The 19,433-nt window shown below is 46.9% G+C and carries 10 protein-coding genes and 1 pseudogene; all 11 read right to left on the minus strand.

Annotated elements, in window-relative coordinates; translation table 11 throughout:
• Positions 1 to 23: 23 nt before the first annotated feature.
• The 11 genes and pseudogenes from QMA13_RS19030 to QMA13_RS19080 all read right to left on the minus strand — a co-directional run bounded on the left by QMA13_RS19030 (position 24) and on the right by QMA13_RS19080 (position 19,403).
• Entirely contained in the window at positions 24 to 2,114 is a 2,091-nt protein-coding gene (locus QMA13_RS19030) for a hypothetical protein (RefSeq protein ID WP_282935337.1), read from the minus strand.
• Positions 2,111 to 5,176 carry a glycoside hydrolase family 2 protein gene (locus QMA13_RS19035; RefSeq protein WP_282935338.1) on the minus strand — a complete coding sequence of 1,022 codons (3,066 nt, stop codon included), beginning with the start codon at positions 5,174 to 5,176 and terminating at the stop codon, positions 2,111 to 2,113. The genes QMA13_RS19030 and QMA13_RS19035 overlap by 4 nt, the downstream gene beginning before the upstream one ends.
• A 59-nt stretch (positions 5,177 to 5,235) precedes the next feature.
• Complete coding sequence (locus QMA13_RS19040) at positions 5,236 to 6,888, minus strand: hypothetical protein (RefSeq protein WP_282935339.1); 1,653 nt, start codon at positions 6,886 to 6,888, stop codon at positions 5,236 to 5,238.
• Positions 6,878 to 7,735, minus strand: a complete 858-nt coding sequence (locus QMA13_RS19045; RefSeq protein ID WP_282935340.1) for a sugar phosphate isomerase/epimerase family protein — start codon at positions 7,733 to 7,735, stop codon at positions 6,878 to 6,880. Before QMA13_RS19045 ends, QMA13_RS19040 begins: the two co-directional genes overlap by 11 nt.
• A 14-nt stretch (positions 7,736 to 7,749) precedes the next feature.
• Complete coding sequence (locus QMA13_RS19050; protein WP_282935341.1) at positions 7,750 to 8,844, minus strand: Gfo/Idh/MocA family protein; 1,095 nt, start codon at positions 8,842 to 8,844, stop codon at positions 7,750 to 7,752.
• Positions 8,845 to 9,225: 381 nt separating this feature from the next.
• Positions 9,226 to 11,580: a glycoside hydrolase family 95 protein gene (locus tag QMA13_RS19055; RefSeq protein WP_481858233.1), complete on the minus strand. Its 2,355-nt coding sequence runs from the start codon at positions 11,578 to 11,580 to the stop codon at positions 9,226 to 9,228.
• 57 nt (positions 11,581 to 11,637) lie between these two features.
• Positions 11,638 to 13,077, minus strand: a complete 1,440-nt coding sequence (locus QMA13_RS19060) for a DUF5605 domain-containing protein (protein WP_282935343.1) — start codon at positions 13,075 to 13,077, stop codon at positions 11,638 to 11,640.
• A gap of 39 nt (positions 13,078 to 13,116) precedes the next feature.
• Positions 13,117 to 14,542, minus strand: a pseudogene (locus QMA13_RS19065) (DUF5060 domain-containing protein).
• A 36-nt stretch (positions 14,543 to 14,578) separates the two neighbouring features.
• Positions 14,579 to 15,484, minus strand: a complete 906-nt coding sequence (locus QMA13_RS19070; RefSeq protein ID WP_282935344.1) for a carbohydrate ABC transporter permease — start codon at positions 15,482 to 15,484, stop codon at positions 14,579 to 14,581.
• Complete coding sequence (locus QMA13_RS19075; RefSeq protein WP_481857996.1) at positions 15,485 to 16,459, minus strand: carbohydrate ABC transporter permease; 975 nt, start codon at positions 16,457 to 16,459, stop codon at positions 15,485 to 15,487. It lies immediately after the preceding gene.
• Complete coding sequence (locus QMA13_RS19080; protein WP_282935345.1) at positions 16,446 to 19,403, minus strand: extracellular solute-binding protein; 2,958 nt, start codon at positions 19,401 to 19,403, stop codon at positions 16,446 to 16,448. The genes QMA13_RS19075 and QMA13_RS19080 overlap by 14 nt, the downstream gene beginning before the upstream one ends.
• Between the last annotated feature and the right edge of the window lie 30 nt (positions 19,404 to 19,433).

Below are 19,433 nucleotides of genomic sequence, written 5' to 3' on the forward strand. Positions count from 1 at the left end.
GTCGACTTCCCCCCATTCATTCTCTATCTTTCACCGGCATCCCGGAAACGCAGCGCATTTTGCAGGACCAAAGCGATTACCCAAGATGGGTTCCATTTGTTGCTATGTCCTCGATGGTTCCAGTGCGTCTGAAAAAAACCTTCTCCCTGCTCACCAAGGATAGTAAAGTTCCAATCGCCAGGCTTCGTGCAAATACCTTGCCCCATGGCACCAAATGTCATTCGACCCAGACGCTCATACATCGACTTGCCGGATAATTGTCCAAACCGATAAAACTCGTAAGTTGGAAAAAATACGTCAAGATGATGATTTTGCACACTGACGCCCGGCCATCCTATAGCGTTAAAGCCTACTTCCCTAAACTTTGATCCCTTATCATACGCAGGGTTCCACAAGTACACGTATGTTAGAAGCCAATCTGCCGATACTTCAGTCCAATCTTCATAGTGCGTTTTCCCCGTCACAACCCATAATTCATAAGCGGCCAGAAAAAAGTACATTCCGGCTTCTTTATCCTCGCACTTTGCATCCAAGGTCGAACGGGCAAATGGGCGCTCGAAGGTTTCTACATGCAGCTCGTAATATCTTTGCATCATCGTCTCAGCCACAGCCAATAACCGTGGTTCTCCTGTGACACGGAACATTTTGACGATGGCGATCAAGCAAGGCAATCCCGCCGCTGTTACCATTTCATCAACAGGACTTCCGTCCATCTGCCATGCTACGGGTATAATGCCTGATGGCAAAGTCCCTCTAACGATAAACTCCGCCATTTCTTGCAAAGTGTTCAGCCATTCTGCAGGAACCTCTCTGCCTTTCTCCTTGAACAAAAGCACAATTTCAGCTAGATCGGCTGCCGTTTCCCCATAAGCTCTACTGGAGATGACGGATTGTTTATTCCAGCTGAAATCATCCCATTCTCCTTCTACGAGACGATAAGAGCTGTGTCTCACCCCTGGGACATTTGTACGGCTCGCATGCACATAAAATTCAACGGCCTGCACGCAGCGGTTGACCCGTTCTTCCTCCCCAAGATCAAAACCCAGATGGGCATCGCACCATGCTAGCTTCAAACATTGTCCCGTCCAGCCATACATATAATGAAGCGGATGCTTGGAGACGTTGCCGAATGAGTTAGAGTCCGTGAACTTAATATAGCCAGCGGCTCCTTGTTCGTTCGTTCTCCATCTGTCATCCAGTGCGTGGGTTTTCAGCTCAATAATCTGCCCGGCCGTTAGCGGCATGGTTCCCACCGGTTCATATAACTTCAGACCCGTATGAACGATTTCACGAAATGCTCGGCCGGGGTGGATTACCTCCCCCCAGTCCAGCACATACTCTTTTTTTAGTATGAAGTTCGGAGTAAAGTCCAAGTAGCCACCGTCATACGGCTGCGTTTTGCTTTTGGCAACATACATAATATCCTTGTCTCCGTTAAACATCAGTACCCCTGACATAGCTGCTACAACTAGCCGATTGTCCTCTTGAATCACTCCTAGCGAACCATAATGGACCGTACCATCGGAGGCTTCCACAGAGGCTGGCATGGAGTACAAGGATAAGAATTGCCGATTCCCGGATTCCTTGCTCCACTCCACGTTCACACAAGGGATTGGCAGACGGTGCTCTTCACAAATAAATCCTTTGCCTGGGCCAACCCCAAGCCTAGGAACCACACGCTCCGGATCGGATGATGGATTATTATTGTAGATCATGTGCGGAATGGTAATTATTTCCTTATTTCTTCTTGGCAAGGAGAGCAGCAGTCCCACAGCTGTCTCATGCAGTATCTGTTCCGAAGGATTGGCCCAAAGAATCTTGACCTTCAGCACGTCGTTCTTATCGAAACCCAGCTCCAGAGTAACGCTTAGCGCTTCCAGTCTTCCTTGAATTCGGATCGAACCGCTATCTGCAGTAATTTGTGGTTCCTTTAACCGGGAGCAATTCGTACGCCACGGTCTTCCAAACGAGCAGCTCAGCATCTCCTCCAGATATCCGGTAAAATGCGGTGCTGGCTTCCCGACTGTTCTTAATGTGAGCATGATAACGTCTTGGTCCATGTCAATTTCCGCTTGTTTGTGATTATCCGAGCTGAATATGGCATACCGATTCATACGCCCACTCCTTCTCTTTCTGCCCCTGCCAAAATCGAGATTAAGAAACGATCCAGTGTCGGATTGAATCCTACTCTCCCAGATAAGGGGAGGCAGACGAAGTAGATCTGTCCTTTGCCTAAGGTCTTCACTCCTACAACCGGCAGTTTTCCTTTCCCCGTAGGGTCACCCTGCGGGTGATATGCGAACACAAGAGGTTGCAACCCTTCACCGATCAGATGACAATTCGCAATAAAGTCGATTCGGTCCGTTTTCAAATGATAGAAATACGAGAAATCGTCCGGTTTCGTTAATTGCAAGCAAGGATCTTCAGCAAGTGTGGCTAGAGTATACGTTTCCTTTAATTTCGCGGTCTTAACCTCCGTACCATCAACATCCCATACCGTACTATCGGAACCGGATACCGGGCGTCCAAGAATGAACATCGCTGTGGCTCCGTGTCTCACATTTTCTAAAATGGAGGCTCGGTTGCGTACAAACGCTTCCTTGTTTGCAACAACTATGGAATCTACGTTTCCCTCGGACCTATCATAAGACTTCGCATCGATCTCCAAAAGCGAGCACAAAAGTTCCGATTCCGTATCCATAAATGCGGTCTTGGTGTTCTTAGCCTGCTGAGGGAAACGCTTCCTATTCGCAAATGCCTCAAAAGCAAACCTCTCCGAGTTAAGGACGCTTCCTTGATCATCCATGAGACAGGCATCCAAATACAAGACTTGCCGATCTTCTACTGACGGAACGGAGAATCGGACGGTACCTGCATACCGGGATGAAGTCTGCTGCACGCGGCCACTCATTTCGTAGCTTCCGTAATCCTTCTTATCATCCCTTAATGTTGCGATGATACGACAGTTATCATAGTACTTTGCTGTATCATTCAACAGCCACGCCTCAATTTCCATCGTTTCCCCTTCATACACCTTCCATCTATCGCACCGTAAATGGACTCGAACCGGTTCAAGACACTGCTTATAGGTAAAGTAAGCCGGTTTCGGAATCCGATCGACACCTACCAGTGCCTTCATCCACCCAGCAGGCCATGCATCGATCAACAAATGGATGGCCGTAGATACAACCAAGTCTGTCCTTCTACGCCAAGCATCCGTCATAAGCTGCGTTGCTAAGCTTTGATGCGCCTGACTTGCCTGAATCCAATCCTGCATGGTTTGCTGCTCGGGATACCAATCACCGTGCATATTGAACGTTTGAGCCCCTTTGATTTTATTAGGCATCCAGCGATCATTAGCGTTCTGAGGTACCCATTCTTTCGGATAACGGCTCATCATCAATTGGGCATTGTCTAATCCTTCTGTACCGTACTCACCACAGCCCGCTTTCCACCCCTCCCGAATCGGAGGCAGGAATCCTTTATGCAGCTTTCCCAGTGCTATGCCATTGTTCGTATACCACATCGTGTAACAATGAAAATCAGGTAACCCTTCGCGGGTCGGAGGGTTATAATCCCCATCCGCATTTTTAACTACGCGATCCGGATTTTCCACATATATCGCCTGTCTTGCAGCAACAAAAAAGGCTTCCAATTCGTTCCTGTGCAAATGACGATGTCCTTTTCGTCTTTTTTCCGTCCGCGAAGGCTCGTTTATCAAGGAGACCATAACCGATGACGGATGACTACGAATCAGTCGCTCCATTTCGGCAGCCTGCCGAACTCCCTCAACGAATTGATTGCGGCGGATAAAGCCGAATGTCGGCAGATCGCATTGATGCATCATCCCGAGCATATCGAAATAATCATATATTTCTTCCTGAACCGGACGCTGCGTAATGCGGTAAAAGTTCATATGAGCGGCTTTGGCAATCAAAATATCATCAATCAGCTGCTCAAAATTATTTTGCATTACGCACTGCTGCAAGTGTCCCATTTCATTGGCGCCTCGAAGCACTATCGGTTGATTATTCAGATACAAGGTTCCTTTTGGCGCTTCCTGCTCATCCATATGAAACTTCCGCATCCCGAATGCGCGGTCCCGGCTATCCACACATTTTGAACCCTGTTTAACTTCAACTCGAGCTATATATATAAAGGGAGTGTCCGGCTCCCACAGACGGAAGGAAGGAAAATCCACCTTATAGCGGAAATAATTCAATCCAGGACCTGCGTAGGCCACTTGAAAAGGGATTGGACCGACCTTTTGCTCTGCAAAATTTTTCGGAATCAGTTCTAGCTGGAGCTCGAAATTTTCCATAAGCTGATTCGTCGTGTTAATGGCATCGATCCATACTTCGACGTATGCTTCATCAATGTTCGGCCTCACAAAGATATCTTGAATAAATAACTCGTTGCGCTGCTCCAAGTACACTGCATTATAAATGCCAGCGCCTGGAGGACAATGATTCCAACCGCCGTATGGATCATCCCAGCCTGGGCCTGTTGCTGCATACATCTTGTCACCATCGAGCTTCGTGCCGCCTACTCCCATCATGGGATAGTCGTTATGCACCTCAACCACAAGAATGTTGTTTTCCTGCAAAGCATCGGTCACATCAAATTCAAACGGAGCGAAAAATCCCTCATGACTGCCGATGCATTTGCGGTTGAGATACACTGTCGCCTTGTAATCCACCCCTTTAAACACGAGATAAACTCTTTTACCGTTTGGAACCGAAGCGTAAGTAAATTCATTACGGTAAAATGCCGTCCATTTCCCATTCTCCCCTGTAGGTCCACGGAAGTCAGGCACAGTAACCGTTTCCCATTCACCGAAACCTTCCAGCACTTGAGAGAAGTCCGCATCTTCCGCCGTTTGATATCGAAACTGAAATTCACTGCATGGCTGCAGGCTTCGATTCAGACTAGCAGCCGGAGCCAAATTTCTCATATAGGGCCGATACTTCATTCGAAGCAGCTGCAGCTCATGTTGAAATACAGAAACGAGTGTATCATAGGACAGAACGGATATTTCCTTAGCTGTATCCGAGCCCTGAACAAAATAACTTTTTTCGTATGGAATAGGAGGAATTTCTCGCAATTCGTCTTTATTACCAGGATGTTCGCGAAAAGCGATTTCCGCAAACGGATCCAGATGCTTGGTCTGCTCCAAATGACTTTCCTCCTCAGAGTTTTGCTTTAGCAAAACTAACTTCGTAAGCGTCTTTATTATCAAACTCGTATATCGAAATCTAGCGTAGTCCCTTCTCTATTCCCCGGATACATTCTTACCTCAGATGATCCGAACCGCTGCATCCAACAGAGAGCTTCTCCCAAGAAAGGCTCAACAACTTCACGGACATTGCCTTCTAAGAAATCGTTCGTAACAACCCATTGCCCGAAGCCCATGGCACCGCTATTTCTGATTGCTGTCGGACTATTTTCAGGAAGCAGCCACTCGGCAATAACGACTACGCCACCGTCCTCGGCTCTCTTGGCAACCGCCTTTAGCGTTTCATCGGATAAGCTAGACCCACCGACTAAGGTCAGCTTAGGTTTGCCTAATTGCTCTTGCGTAACTCGGTCGTCATAAACAAGAACATTAGAAGTGGGGTAAAACAAGGGATGCACGATTTGACGGCCGCTGCCGACGTATCCTTTTTCCAAAGGAAACCGTTCAAGCAGCACTTCTTTCTTCAATTCATGCCGCGGAAAGTCGTAACCCGGTATGTGCATGCAGCTTCCATGTGTCGGCATTGTGCCTCTACTTAGCACATGCCAAATATGAAACACACTTTCGCTATGCGAAACGCTTTGCCTATCAAGTGCACGGTTGCCGAACAACCGCTCGTTTTGCCCATAATTGCTGTCATCCGAATGAATGACGGCAATATCTGCATCCGCTTGCGAGTGATGCCAAGTGAGAGGATGTTCAGTAATATACTGGCAAACGAATTGTTTCCACACTTCGCCGAATTCTGTCTTTTTAAATCCACTGGACGTATGCTGTAGCAGAACATCGATATTTTCAGTAAATAGATGGGACGGTCCCATCCAATAGCTCATTTTTAAAGCAGAATCAAATTCTTCCGGAGAGTGACCGGGAAATCCCGGAAAACGGGTGAACCACGTTCCTGTATCCGGCCCCCACAGATCAGCACAAATCCACATCGACTTACCGTATTGTTTGGCTGCTCCTAAAGCAGTTGAAAGCTGAAGAGATTGGAATGACTCTTTCATGACCTTCGGGCAAATATCCATGCCCGCTCTGGCATAAGTATGAAAACTCGTTGGGAATACGTGCTCAGAAATAAGCGGCATCGTTTTACCATTAAAACCGGATAACTCCATAAGGTTCATTACATGTTTAATCCTGTCTCTGACCGAATGCTCTACCTTAAGGCGCGACTCTTGCAAGCTTAATCCTTCAGTGCTGCCCCAATGCGGGAACCATCCGTCCTTCCGATATTGTGCGGCATTTATCTGTAAATGCTCCGGTTCATCATAGAGCAATCCGATGCAGCGGTCCGATCGACCCGCCTCCAGAATGGCTTCGTCCAGGATGTCATATCGGTTCGTGCCTTCGACCCAAGGGCCGTTAATGTTTCCGTATTCATTGCCTATACAAATATCCATTCCCGCTTCGGTCATGTCATGCAAAAGCTCGGAATAGCCTTCCCCTTGCGGAATCGCATGGTGGACATAAAAATCCGCTTCCAGCTCACGCAGCATGTCTATAAACGCTCCGGGTTCAGGTCTACGGTCCTGTGACGGACATATACTGCCCGTTCCCGTACGCATGATGCGGTCCGATGCATCTCCAGCCCATGAATCCTGCCATGCAACGACAGGACCTTGGATCCCTAATTTTGGTTTATGCACCATAGGACTTTCTCACTTTTCCAGCAACACCAACATTCTCGAATGCTTGATGAATCAATCTTAAACAATCTGCGACCTCTTCAGGTTCAGCATGCTCCAGTATTAGGGGGGCTTCCGGCAAGTGGGTAGCAAGCAGCTCTGCGTATACATTCCAATCGGATTGTCCTGTTCCTACCCGAGGCGTTGTAAACCCATCCTCATCATATAAGCTATCCTTTGCATGTGTGATAGGTGAAAAGCCAGCAATCTTGTCGAAAATATTGGACATCGCTTCCTTTTGCCGCTTCAGATCTTGTTGAGTTAAATAATTGAAAGGATCCATAATCATCCCGAGCCCGTCAGTTCCAAGCCGTTCCATCAAGCGCGCTGCTTGCTCGGGTGTAGCCAGCACATTGAGTGCAAATCCTTCTAGTAAGAGTATGGCACCCTTTGTTACTGCCCGGTTCCGCAACCGGTCTACGATAGATACAAGCTGTTCCCAAGCTTCCTCTGACCGGTTTCCTTCATAATCTCGCCATGCATTAGTTGGGTGGAGGCTTCCTGTTTCCGTTGCAATAAAACGAGTACCATAAGCAGAACAAAGGTCTATCATTTTTTCAAGCTGATTGACTTTGTTTTCTCTTTTTTGAAGATTCGGGTTAAGTAAGTTAGTGTATCCAGACAAACCAACGACGGATATGCCATAGTCTTCAAAAATTGTCCGAATTTTTTCTGCCCGAACCAATGAGAACGGCTCATCGTCCATTACCTGCAGTTTCTGCTTCGGATCTAGCTGCACATATTCCAAGCCATGGCTGCGCGCATCTTCAGCCATCGCTTCTGCCGACCAACCCATATAGACGTAACTCATGAAACCGAGTTTATTCACAAGCGATCGCTCCCCTTTAGCAAGTCGGTTCTTTCTACTACGCAGCCTTCCTGACTGGAAATCACCATTCCCGTCGTCATGGCAATAGTCTGCAAGTTATCTTCTGCAGTAACCGGAGGACGCTTCCCTTGGTCCAAGGCCGTTATGAAAGCCAGCATGGAGCCAGCGAATGCATCCGGAAACCAGGTTCCTTTCAGCTTAATTTCATGAACTACGTTTTTGTGTTTGTTTATCGCCATGTAAAGTGTATCTTGAGTGCACCATAGGCTTCCCTCTGTACCATCCACCCACCATGTATTACTGTGAGAACGGCTCGCTTTGGCTATGTTATTAAAATGAAGCGAGGCCATAAACGGGTTTCTTCCGCCTTTGGTACCGAACTCTACATTAGCGGAGTAAATAAGCGGATCAATCGCATTTTGCTGATTCAACTGCGCTGTCGTACAGTGTACACGTGACCACTCTTGCGGATAGGGGTTGAAATAACGACACAAGTCCACATAATGAACACCGTGGTCGACAATATTGAAATTCTTCATATTCGTCCACCACCAACCGGCTTGGTCTTGGAAGGAACGCATGTTATGGTGAATGCTGTATATTTCACCGATGAGATCTTGATCAATGACCGTCTTCAATGCCATATGTGCTGGAGCCCAACGAGCCTGCTGATTAATTCCGAGTGGGATGCCAAGGTTATTAGCTTCATTGCAAAGCAGCTGGGCATGCTCCAAATCAAGTGCTAATGGCTTTTGGCATAATACAGGGCGCGGAGCTTTACTGATATGCTTCAACACGTCCAGTCTCGGTTTAGGATGTATCGCCAAATCGATGACGGTTACTTCATCCATTTCCAGGAGCTCACTTACATTGGTGGTCCAGCGAGGGATGTTGAATTTCTCCGCTGTTGCACGAGCTGCTTCCTCGTTAACATCGCAGCAAGCAGCAATATGTAATCCGTATTTGCGGTACGCAGGCAGATGTGCCGTGTTGGCAATGCTGCCGCATCCGATCAAGCCGATTCCGTATTTCTTTAAATCCGATATATGCGATTTTCTTGGCAAGTAATCTTCAGGTCTAATAAATTCCATGGTATTCACCTCTCGAGTTTTACTTTACACCAGTTCAAAAAAACATATATAGGTTGTTTCTGCCTACTTTTGGGGCGGATTGCAGCAAACAGGCCATCAATAATGATGGCCTCAGGTAGACGGGGAAAACCATAAAATTCAGAAACGGGTTGGAGTACTTCGGTGGGGTATCCCCTTCCGGCCGCTGCTGTTATCAGGAAATTTTTAATTTAATCGCTTTACAGCGGTTATTTCCTGATAACAAAGGCGGGCACTAACGTTCCTGCAGGGGATACCCCACCTACCGACTTAAAGTTTTTCTGAATAACTGGTTTCTCATCAACAAGAGACCATCTATAAAGATGGCCTGTTTGCTGCTGCTTATAGATTATAAAGGGAGAGTTAATTAGAGGATGAAGCTCGCTTAGCCTCGATTAATTCAGCCTGCTTTTGAGCTTTAACCACATACGTTGTACCTTCCATTACATCGAATTCGGTCACATACTCAGAGATACGGGTAGCGATAGTCTTACCATTCGACTCCACCAAGAAAGGAGCATTAGGAGTCTTGCTAACGATTCGACATACGTTATTTTTAGCTGCTTTAATGACACAATGGGTCAATTCGCCATCTTCCCATTCCATACCGACTTCAAAGCCGCCACGGGCACGAAATCCGGATGCTTTACCGTTCTTCCAGGCTTCTGGCAATGCCGGCAGCAATACGATTTCCCCGCGGTGTGATTGAAGCAGCATTTCGGCGATCCCTGCAGTTCCGCCAAAGTTACCATCAATTTGAAATGGCGGATGATTATCAAATAAATTCGGCAATGTTGATTGCGAAAGCAGCAATCTAAGATGCTCGTAGCACTGTTCCGCATCCTCCAATCTGGCATAAAAATTCAGTATCCATGCTCGGCTCCATCCCGTATGGCCCCCGCCGTTTTCCAGCCTGCGCTCCAGCGTCCGTCTTGCTGCCTGCGCCCATTCCGGCGTATGACGAACGTGGATGATCTCTCCTGGGTGCAGTGCGAACAAGTGCGAGATATGACGGTGTCCAGGATGAACCTCTTCCCAATCTTCCACCCACTCCTGTAACTGGCCATATTTGCCTATTTGTGGCTTAGGCAGCTTGCTCAGCGCCGTTTCCCATTGTGAACGTATCGTTTCATCCATGTGAAGAGTTCGTGAAGCCTCTATGCACGCTTGGAACAACGTGTAGACAATTTGGGTATCCATAGATGGACCTATACATAAGCAGCCGACACTACCGTCGGACCCAATATATTTATTTTCAGGTGAAGTGGAAGGACCTGTAACAAGACGTCCTTGTTTGTCCTCAAACAAGTAGTCAAGGAAAAATTCAGCCGCTTCCCTCATCACTGGATAGGCGCGTTCACGCAGAAACGTTTCATTTAAACCAAACCGGAAATGTTCCCATAGATGCAGCGACAGCCAAGCGGCACCCATCGGCCAGATCGATCCCGGCATGAAGTTACCCTCGATTTGGGTTGCTCCCCACATGTCGGTATTGTGGTGCGCTACGATCCCTTTGCATCCGTAAACCTTTTGAGCTGTAATACGGCCGTTAGGACGCATGCGATCAATTAGATCGAATAGCGGCTCGTGACATTCGGACAAATTACATATCTCAGCAGGCCAATAATTCATTTCAGTGTTAATATTGATGGTGTACTTACTTTCCCAAGGTGGCGTGAAGCTTTCATTCCATATGCCCTGCAAATTTGCAGGGTTCGATCCGGGACGGGAGCTAGCCATAAGCAAGTAGCGGCCAAATTGAAAATACAAGGAGATGAGCGCTGGATCTTCGCCACCTTCTTTAAAACGCTGGAGACGAACATCCGTAGGAAGGGAAGCGGTTTCATGAAAATCTCCTGGACGGCCCAGTTCAAGACTTACCCTCTTCATTTTGGAAATATGATCTGTCAGATGATCCTGCTTCACCCGTTCATAGCCTTTGCCGGCAGCTTTCTCCAGCTGCTGAATGCATTCCCCAAGCGGGTCTTCACAACGGAATGTCGTAGCGGCAGCTAAGTAAATGGTTACGGCATTGGCCTTACTTATGGACAGAAAATCACCGATGATGCTGACCGTCCCGCCATCGGCAACGGCTTTTACCGCTGTGCACAGCGTTACACCATCCCGTCCGCATTCTCCGCGCATAACCAACGTATCTTTGCCAAAGCGATGTGATCCCTCATCGAAAGGTCTTCGGCTCAAATTCATCCGTAAATTCAATGTCGCTGGACGATCGCAAGATACCCGAATCACGATGACTTGATCGACTGCGCTGCTGAACAATTCCCTTACATGCCGCACATCATTCAAACTGTAGCATACATGAGCAATTCCTTCTTCGATATCCAGATCTCTATAATAGTTGGAGATCATCTTCTTTTCACCATCATGGTACAACTGAAGCTCACCCAAAGGTTGATAAGGATGCAGAGATTTAGGTATGGACATCATCCCCATTTGCGCCAATTCTTCTGCTTCTACATGTTTCCCCTGCATTAACAGACGACGAACCTCCGGCAAGTATTTGCGTCCGTCAGGATTATTACCATTAACCGGTCCGCCATACCAGACGGAATCTTCGTTCAACTGGAGCCTTTCCTGATTGACTTTGCCGAATATCATCGCACCGAGCCTACCGTTGCCGATAGGCAGCGCATCGGTCCATGCTCTTGCCGGCTTCTCGTACCATAATTTTGCATTCAAATTAGATTTGCTCATGGGTACCATGTAATCTCTCCTTTTGGTCCAAACCTGTTATTGAACAATCATGTCTTTTCACACTGAGTTAACCGTTTTTCGTAGCCGCAATGCATAGTAAAGCTTAGAGGGCAGATCGATTCTAAACCTGCCTTGGAACGTTCCTTCCAGCTTAGTGATAGTCATGTTCCAGGTATCGATAACATCTACCTCATATTCACCTTCAGGGAGTGCGAACTCTCGGTAAGAGAACCGATGGGGGCCAAAGTACTGCAAATAATATTCCCCACTAACCTCCAACGTAGCGGCATCCATCCTGTCGCTGCTGTATGTCATATGTGCAGGCGCTTCTTCAAGAATTCTTCGTAAAAATGCGATTCTCGCAACACTCTCTCCACGAAGCTGCCCGCCATGAGACCACCAAATTTGTTCTTCTTCATTTAAATAGGTTTCACCATGAGTCACATAGCCTCCCCGGAAGTTGCCTTCCCAAATTCTCAGCACCATTTCTTCGGCAGTCAGACTGCCCCAACGTGAGTCCAAATTCCCCTCATATCCGCATTCATCGATAATGACTGGTTTGCCATATTGTTTGGTACAGTCCGAAGCAACCCGTATATCGGCATGTTGAATACTAGCATGAGTAATCCAAGGAACACCAAAATCATACCATGTATCACAATTATGAATGGAGCGTAAATGTCCCCCATAATCGTTTTCTTGAATGATTCCGAATAGACGGTTCCAATCCTCCGGTTGTTTGTGCTTGATCAAATCATATTCATTGGCAAGGGACCACCACACGTTGCGGTATGCACCAAGTCGTGCGATAACATAGCGCAAATAACGCTCATCCTGTTCAGGACTCATCCGGTCAAATCCCCACCGTCCTTCGTCATACGGGTGAAACAAGATAAGATCCGCTTCGATTCCAAGCTCTGCCAAATCCGATATTCGATTCTCCAAATGTGCAAAATAATCAGGACAAAATCTGGTCAAATCGAAACCCGTTTCTTTGGAGCCTTCAAAAGGATACCTTTGCGGTTCAGCGTTGTTAAACACATAGCTTTTGGGGAACACACACATACGTACTTTGTTAAATGGAGATCGCTTAAGCGTATGCAGCGTCTCTTCCTGCAGCTCCACCGACTGCAAATGCCATACATAACACGTTGTACCTATGGGGATATATCGCGTTCCAACCGCATACTGAAAATGTACATTATTTTTAACCCGGACAGGTCCGTGGTTGCCTGACTCCGAGCCACTGCACGTAAACCGCCCCGTTATTCCATCCATTTCCGGGCAATTGCTGGATACCGTATAGGTCCATTCACCTTCTACATGTGGCATAAAGCGGATGCGAAACTTTCCACCTCCATCATAAAAGCCTTCCGATATCGCTTCATCCGCCCCTTTTTTGAAATTAGCGCTTAAAGCAATGTCAGTAAATGGATTGCCTTCAGAGGGACCGTCCAGCGTCAGCTCGAAAATCCCCCATTGTGCCACCTTATCCATGATCAGTGTGCTCTCCTCCTCAATGTTTCAATTTTCTTCTTATACTTTGATCATGCGAAGTGCGATGTAAGGCTTGCCAGGAAGCTTCACCTTGGTTCGCCCACGATATGTACCTTCTACCGGCGTAATCGTCATGTTCCAAGTATCAATGATCTCCATTCGGAACTCCGAGACTTCACCGAGCTCTACAAACTTGTAAGCATGCTGATGGCGACCGAAATACAACAGTTTATAGCTTCCATCCTCAGCAGACTTTATCCAATCCTCAGGCCCATCCTCTATAACTCGACGCAAAAATGCAATCCGCTCTGTGCTCTCTCCGTACAGCTTGCCTCCGAATGAGATCCAGGCACGCGTCTCGCGGTCAATAAATGATTCACCATGCGTGACAAAGCCTCCCCCGTGAGAAGCCCTCCCAAAACCGGTGCGTCATTTCTTCTCCGGAAATGTTACCCCAGCGTCGTGAGCTGTTCCCTTCATATGATATTTCATCAATAACAATCGGTTTTGGAGCTGCTTCACGCCAAGCTGCCGTTAGCTCTGCATCCCAATGCTGAATGCTTTGATGTGTGATCCATGGTTTCGTATAATCGTACAGCGTTGATGATTTGTACATTTTGGTTCCATTATGAATGGAGCGAAGATGCTGGTACGGATCGTATCGCTGAACATACTGGATGAGGAAGTCCCAGTCGGCAACTGTTTTAAATTTATTGAAATCGTACTCGTTAGACAAAGACCACCATACATTTCTGTAGGCGGCAAGCCGGGCAATAACATAGCGCAGATAAAAGCGATCCGTATCTGCGTCCATATTATCAAATCCCCAAAAGTCCTTATCGTAAGGATGAAACAAAATCAAATCCGCTTCGACGCCAAGCTGCTGCAGGTCCTCAATTCTTCGTTCCAAATGAGCGAAAAAGGCGGGGTTAAATCTCGTTTTGTCCGTATCCTCAGGGCAAGTTCCTGCAAAGGCAATAGCCGGTGGTCTCATGTCCCGTGTCGGCAGCAGACACATTCTTACTTTATTGAACGGGGAATGAGCCAACGTTTGCAGCGTAGATTCCTCCAGAGCTTCATTACCTAGATGTGTCCAATGATAACAGGTAGTGCCAAAAGGCAAATAACGCTTTCCATCCTCGTAAGTAAAATAGTACTTATTTTTGACGCGCACAGGCCCGTGGTTTCCAACGGATGGCTCCACGCAGTCAAACTCGCCGGTTAAACCATCGAGCTCACTTCGATTACTACGGGTCGTATACCGCCATACTCCCGTTTGGTCTGGCATGAAGCGAATCCTATACCGTCCGTCACCATCATAGAATCCATCCGGCTCGATGACCTTATTTTTATATTGAAATAAGGCGCTTAATTGTACCTCTTGATAGGGATTCCCAGCGGACGGTCCATTTAATACAAGCTCAAACCGTCCCCAACGCTCCACCTTTTGCTGCTGATTAACCATGACTGAGTGATCCGCTCCTTCCCTATTGTACCCTCGCTATTTAATCCCGGAATGAGCCATTGTCGCAATGACCTTGCTTTGAAACAGAAGAAAAATGATCAAATTCGGCAAAAACATAAGCAGTGCCGCCGCTGCCGCAGCCCCTTGCCGCGCTACATTGTTGGCCATACCGCTCGTAAGCGTCGAAATATAAAACGGAAATGTTTTCATCTCCTCCTGCTGCATGAACAGCGTCGACGTTTCCGTATTTCCCCAAGCAGCATTAAATGCAATGATTCCAATTGTCGCAACCGCTGGCATAATGACAGGTAGAACAATCTTCATGAATATCGTATACTCTCTCGCACCGTCCATCTTGGCTGAATCCAGAAGCTCGTTAGGAAGCTGATCGATGAATTGCTTCATCAAAAACACACCCGTAGGAACGGCCACCATCGGCATAATATGAGCAAAGTAGGTATTCATAATGCCCAGCTTACTGACGACCAGGTATCTGGGAATGGCCACTGTCTCTGGTGCAAAGAGCAGCGTCAACAAAATCATGCCAAAAACTACCTTGTGACCTGGGAATTTATGCTTAGAAATTGGATACGCACACATTGCGCTTACCACAGTTACAATGATAACGCATAATATGGCTACAATGACACTATTAAAAATGTACCTTGTAATCGGTATCGCGGTCCCCTTCGTAATCCCCAGCAGTTCCACGAAGTTTTGAAAGGATGGATGACGAGCAAAAATGTTAGGTGGATAAATGAACAATTCCTGATATGGCTTCAGCGCATGATTCAATATGTAGACTAACGGCATTAGCATAAAAATACTGAGGACAACCAGCAGAAACACGGCAAATTTCTCCGTTGGGCCCAAACGATGCAGCCTTGACTGTTTCCGCCACCGAATGAGCTTTCCGAGCGTTTCTGCACCCATGACTTTCATCTATTCGTCCTCCTTCGTGCCGAACAATCTCCAGCAGAGCTTGTTGGCAACGTAAATAAGAATAAGCAAAAATACGGATAATGCGCTCGCGTAGCCCAACTCAAACCGGGTAAACCCGTAATCGTCAATTTGACTAATGATCAAATGGCCTGAATACTGAGGTGTCGGATTCATGCCGGCGAGCTGAGTTCCAATCCCTCCGGCCTTGAACGCTCCAACTATAGCCATTACCGCACCAAACAGCATTTGAGGTTTCGTTGAAGGTATTGTGATGTACCATATTTCTTCCAGCTTGCTTTTAATTCCATCCAGCCTGCCCGCTTCATAGAGCTCCGAATTGACATTCAATATGCCAGCAAGCATTGCCAGAAAACCAATTCCCATACTGGACCATAACGTAACGACTATCATGGATGTCATCAAATGCTCTTTGCTCGTCACCCATAAGATCGGTTGATTGACTAGCCCCAGCTTAATAAGGAAGCTGTTCAAATAACCGATCCGATCACCGGATAAGAGCGGCAGCCAAATAATGCTCATTGCAACCCCGCCAGCCAAGGACGGGGTGTACAATGCGAGAGTAAACCACTTACGGTAAACTCCCGGCAATATAGAGATAAGCCACGCAAGCAGGAAGGATGCGATATACCCCCCTGGCCCTACGATACTTGCAAACTTAAAGGTGTTGGGTATTGCGTATTTAATGAGAATTAAATCTTGGGATAACATGTATCGGAAATTCTCCCACCCTACAAACCTTGGCGGTTCCAAAGAGTTATAATACGTAAAGCTCAGTCCGAAGGCGGCGAGAACCGGAATCATAATAAAAATAATAAAGCAAACCATGAATGGAGCGATAAAAACATAAGAGGCACGGTACTCCCAGGCCATTTGAATCGGCGAAACCCATTTTTGCTTCAAACGACTGGTGGAAGTATGCGCTGCCGGTAGCGTCCCGGATTCACTTTTTAACATACTTATCCACTCCTTCCCATGGCTCGGTTATTTTCGGTAAATTTAATGATCTTATAACTTCACCGTTTTCATTAATAAAATGGAACTCCTGCATTTTCCTTTGAATTTCCCTGTCAATATCAACGATTGCAGTTTCAAGAGACGTTCGGTAGTTAATTCCGTCTACCACAGTCCGGTTCCATGCGTTCTGCAGCTCACGCTCCATAAAATAGCTGCCCGGTACATTCGGAATTTCCCTAAACCATCTCCACTGCTCCATAATTCCTTTGAGATCATCTTCTTTCCAAGGAAGCTTGGCAAAAGCATCGATGTTGGAGGTATTCCATCGGAAGCTGACGCCGTTTAGAGTCTCCAGATCAGTTCCATACTTTTCCTGTACTTCCGCGGAAGTCCACCATTTCAAGAATTCCCAACTCTCGTTTGGCTTCTTCGTTTGCTTGAATATTGCGGAAGACTGCATGCCCCCGCCCATCCATCGGGCCACCGTTCCGTTGTACTGCTTTACGCCTGGAATTGGGGCAACGCCCCACCAACCGTTCAGCTCGGGAGCTGCTACGGTTAACTCGATATACATGCTCAGATCTGCTATACCAAGCGGAATCGTCCCGTCGCGAAAATGTTGATAGAAGCTCGATAAGGAACGATCGACGGCATATTTATTGTACAGATCGGTCCATTTCTTGAAAGAGTCAAATCCTTTTTCCGAACCGATAGTCGTTCTGGAGCCATCTTCTGCGAAGTAATCAGCTCCGTTTTGTAGGAAGAATGGATTGTGACCCACCGGTGTAATGTTCATTCCATTTTGCTGTATAACGGGAAGCATTTTATATAATTCATCCCAAGTGTTCGGTACCTTTAAACCCAAATTTTGCAATATATCTTTCCGGTAATACATCATTTGGAACGTTTGTGTCTCCGGTACACCAAAATACCCGCCATTATAATAGAAAGGTGTCCATGAGCCTGGAGCAAACCGTTTAAAAACGGTATCGAAATCAGGAAACTGCTTCAAATCATAGATTCCATTACGCAGCGCGTATTCGAAAGGAAGGTCTTGGGACAAGCCTAACGCTACATCTGGCGCAATACCTGCAGCATTCATCAATACAAGAAGCCCGGCATCTGGAAGCAAATTGACTTTCACCTTAATCCCTGTTTGGGGAGTAAACGATTCGTTAGCCATATCCTGCAAAAGGTTCACATAATCCCTGCCTCGCAAGACCCAAACATTAAGAACATCATCTTGAACCTTATTCAAATTCTCCTTTGGCATAAAGGAATAAAAAAAGTTAATAAATGCGCCCTGAATTTTTTGAGTAAACGTAGCTTCCATCCTTGGGAAATTCTGCTGCACCGGCACAACCATGATTCTATCCAATTGCAGTGGCTGCGAGTTAAGCTGTTGTATGAGATCACCGATCTTTCCCTGCATTGTCACGAGTCTGCTTGCTTCGTATGGAATTTCATTTACATTTTTCAAGAGTGACTGGATATCTTGGATGACCGTTACAATCCCTTGTGAAACTGCATCCGGACGGCCATTGACCGTCTCCAATCTAGAACGGGCACCGTCGAGATTATCGCTTAAGCCTTTCAATTCATCAACGAAATCCGGAAGATCCTTTTGAATATCCCAAGTCCGATTTTTGTCGTCCACTCCGCCTGTCAATGCTTTTAAATCAGCGGTCAGCTTTTTCAGCTCAGTAATGCTTTTTTCCAATTCTACAATGGTGGACTTGAGTGGTGCTTGGGTGACGCGCATGGACATCGTATTGGTTCCTTTTTTCAAATAAAACTCATACGGCTTGCCCTGCTCGTCTTCCAGCGTGATGCCCTTCCAGCCGGAAGCATACAAAAACCGGTACGCTTTCAGCTCGGAGAAAGGCGTCTTTCCGTTGATGGTGATGGAGCGAAACGACGAACGGTTGGATAAAAACGACTGCTGCGTGCGCATCCCTATTTTATAGTAACCGTCCTCAGGAACTTCAAAGCTCCAGCTGACCTCCTGATTCCCCGTGGACCATCGCTGCCCGTCGATCGTGTTGTACGTGATTTTCCCTCGGACGTAAGGTACCGAAGCAATGTCATTGTCATAATTTAGCGGTATGGATGAGTCATTCTTCCACTGCACCTGCTCCGCTTCGAATACGATAGGATTCGCATTAACCGTAGGTACTCCTGAAGGTTGAGAGCTTCTATAGGTCTTATAATCCTGGGCTTTGGCTGGCGCTTTGAGTGAGATTGTCTCAATCGCCACAGGATCGCTGCCCGAAAACCGAATCTTATGCTTCCCGGGGGTCAAGTTCCATAGCAAAGAATCTTCATACGCACCACCAGAATCACGGAATGAATCGTTCAACCATTTGGATACATCTACAGCCATCGGACGAATCTCATCACCGTTATCATCTTTTCGGGCTGGCAGTTGATCTTTCCATTGTCGGTAGAGCTGAACCGATTTGGATTCGAGAAACGGGTTCTTGTCGTCCAACGTAACATTCCAAGCAATCGGCTTGCGGTGCGACGCATCGACGAATGGATGATAAGACAAGGCAATGTTGTATAACCCTCCCTGCTCCACATTGAATTCGTATTCGATCCATTCGTCCCCTTGAGCATTCCATATCATGACGTCGCTTTTCCCATCATAAGGACCGACCGTAACATTCGCTTTTTCGGATTTAGCGCTCAGCCTCGAGCCGGGAATAGCAATGCTGCCGTTATGATTGATCACAGCCCCGTTCTTATTCCATCCGTCAAGCACTTCAAAATAGTAGGGGTCCAGAGGTTTGGCTTCGCCCGCTTCTTCACTTACATTTTTTGTCTTTGCACTGTTATCGCTTGTTCCCGATGTACGGTTTTGATCTGCCACACCGGTGAGTGTAGGACTCAGTACAAGGACGAGCGCCAGCATGGTCGTAATCCACGCTCGAGTTCGTAACAACGCTTTCAACTCCATTCGTCTGCTGTATCT

The organism is Paenibacillus sp. RC67, from assembly GCF_030020805.1.
In the GTDB taxonomy this organism is placed as follows: domain Bacteria; phylum Bacillota; class Bacilli; order Paenibacillales; family NBRC-103111; genus Paenibacillus_S.

Bases quoted from the DNA above. Each gene is read 5' to 3' on its own strand.
- QMA13_RS19070 (WP_282935344.1), bottom strand. From the start codon at position 15,484: ATGAAAGTCATGGGTGCAGAAACGCTCGGAAAGCTCATTCGGTGGCGG.
- QMA13_RS19050 (WP_282935341.1), bottom strand. From the start codon at position 8,844: ATGGAATTTATTAGACCTGAAGATTACTTGCCAAGAAAATCGCATATA.
- QMA13_RS19040 (WP_282935339.1), bottom strand. From the start codon at position 6,888: ATGGTGCATAAACCAAAATTAGGGATCCAAGGTCCTGTCGTTGCATGG.
- QMA13_RS19030 (WP_282935337.1), bottom strand. From the start codon at position 2,114: ATGAATCGGTATGCCATATTCAGCTCGGATAATCACAAACAAGCGGAA.
- QMA13_RS19055 (WP_481858233.1), bottom strand. From the start codon at position 11,580: ATGAGCAAATCTAATTTGAATGCAAAATTATGGTACGAGAAGCCGGCA.
- QMA13_RS19075 (WP_481857996.1), bottom strand. From the start codon at position 16,459: ATGTTAAAAAGTGAATCCGGGACGCTACCGGCAGCGCATACTTCCACC.
- QMA13_RS19045 (WP_282935340.1), bottom strand. From the start codon at position 7,735: ATGAGTTACGTCTATATGGGTTGGTCGGCAGAAGCGATGGCTGAAGAT.
- QMA13_RS19060 (WP_282935343.1), bottom strand. From the start codon at position 13,077: ATGGATAAGGTGGCACAATGGGGGATTTTCGAGCTGACGCTGGACGGT.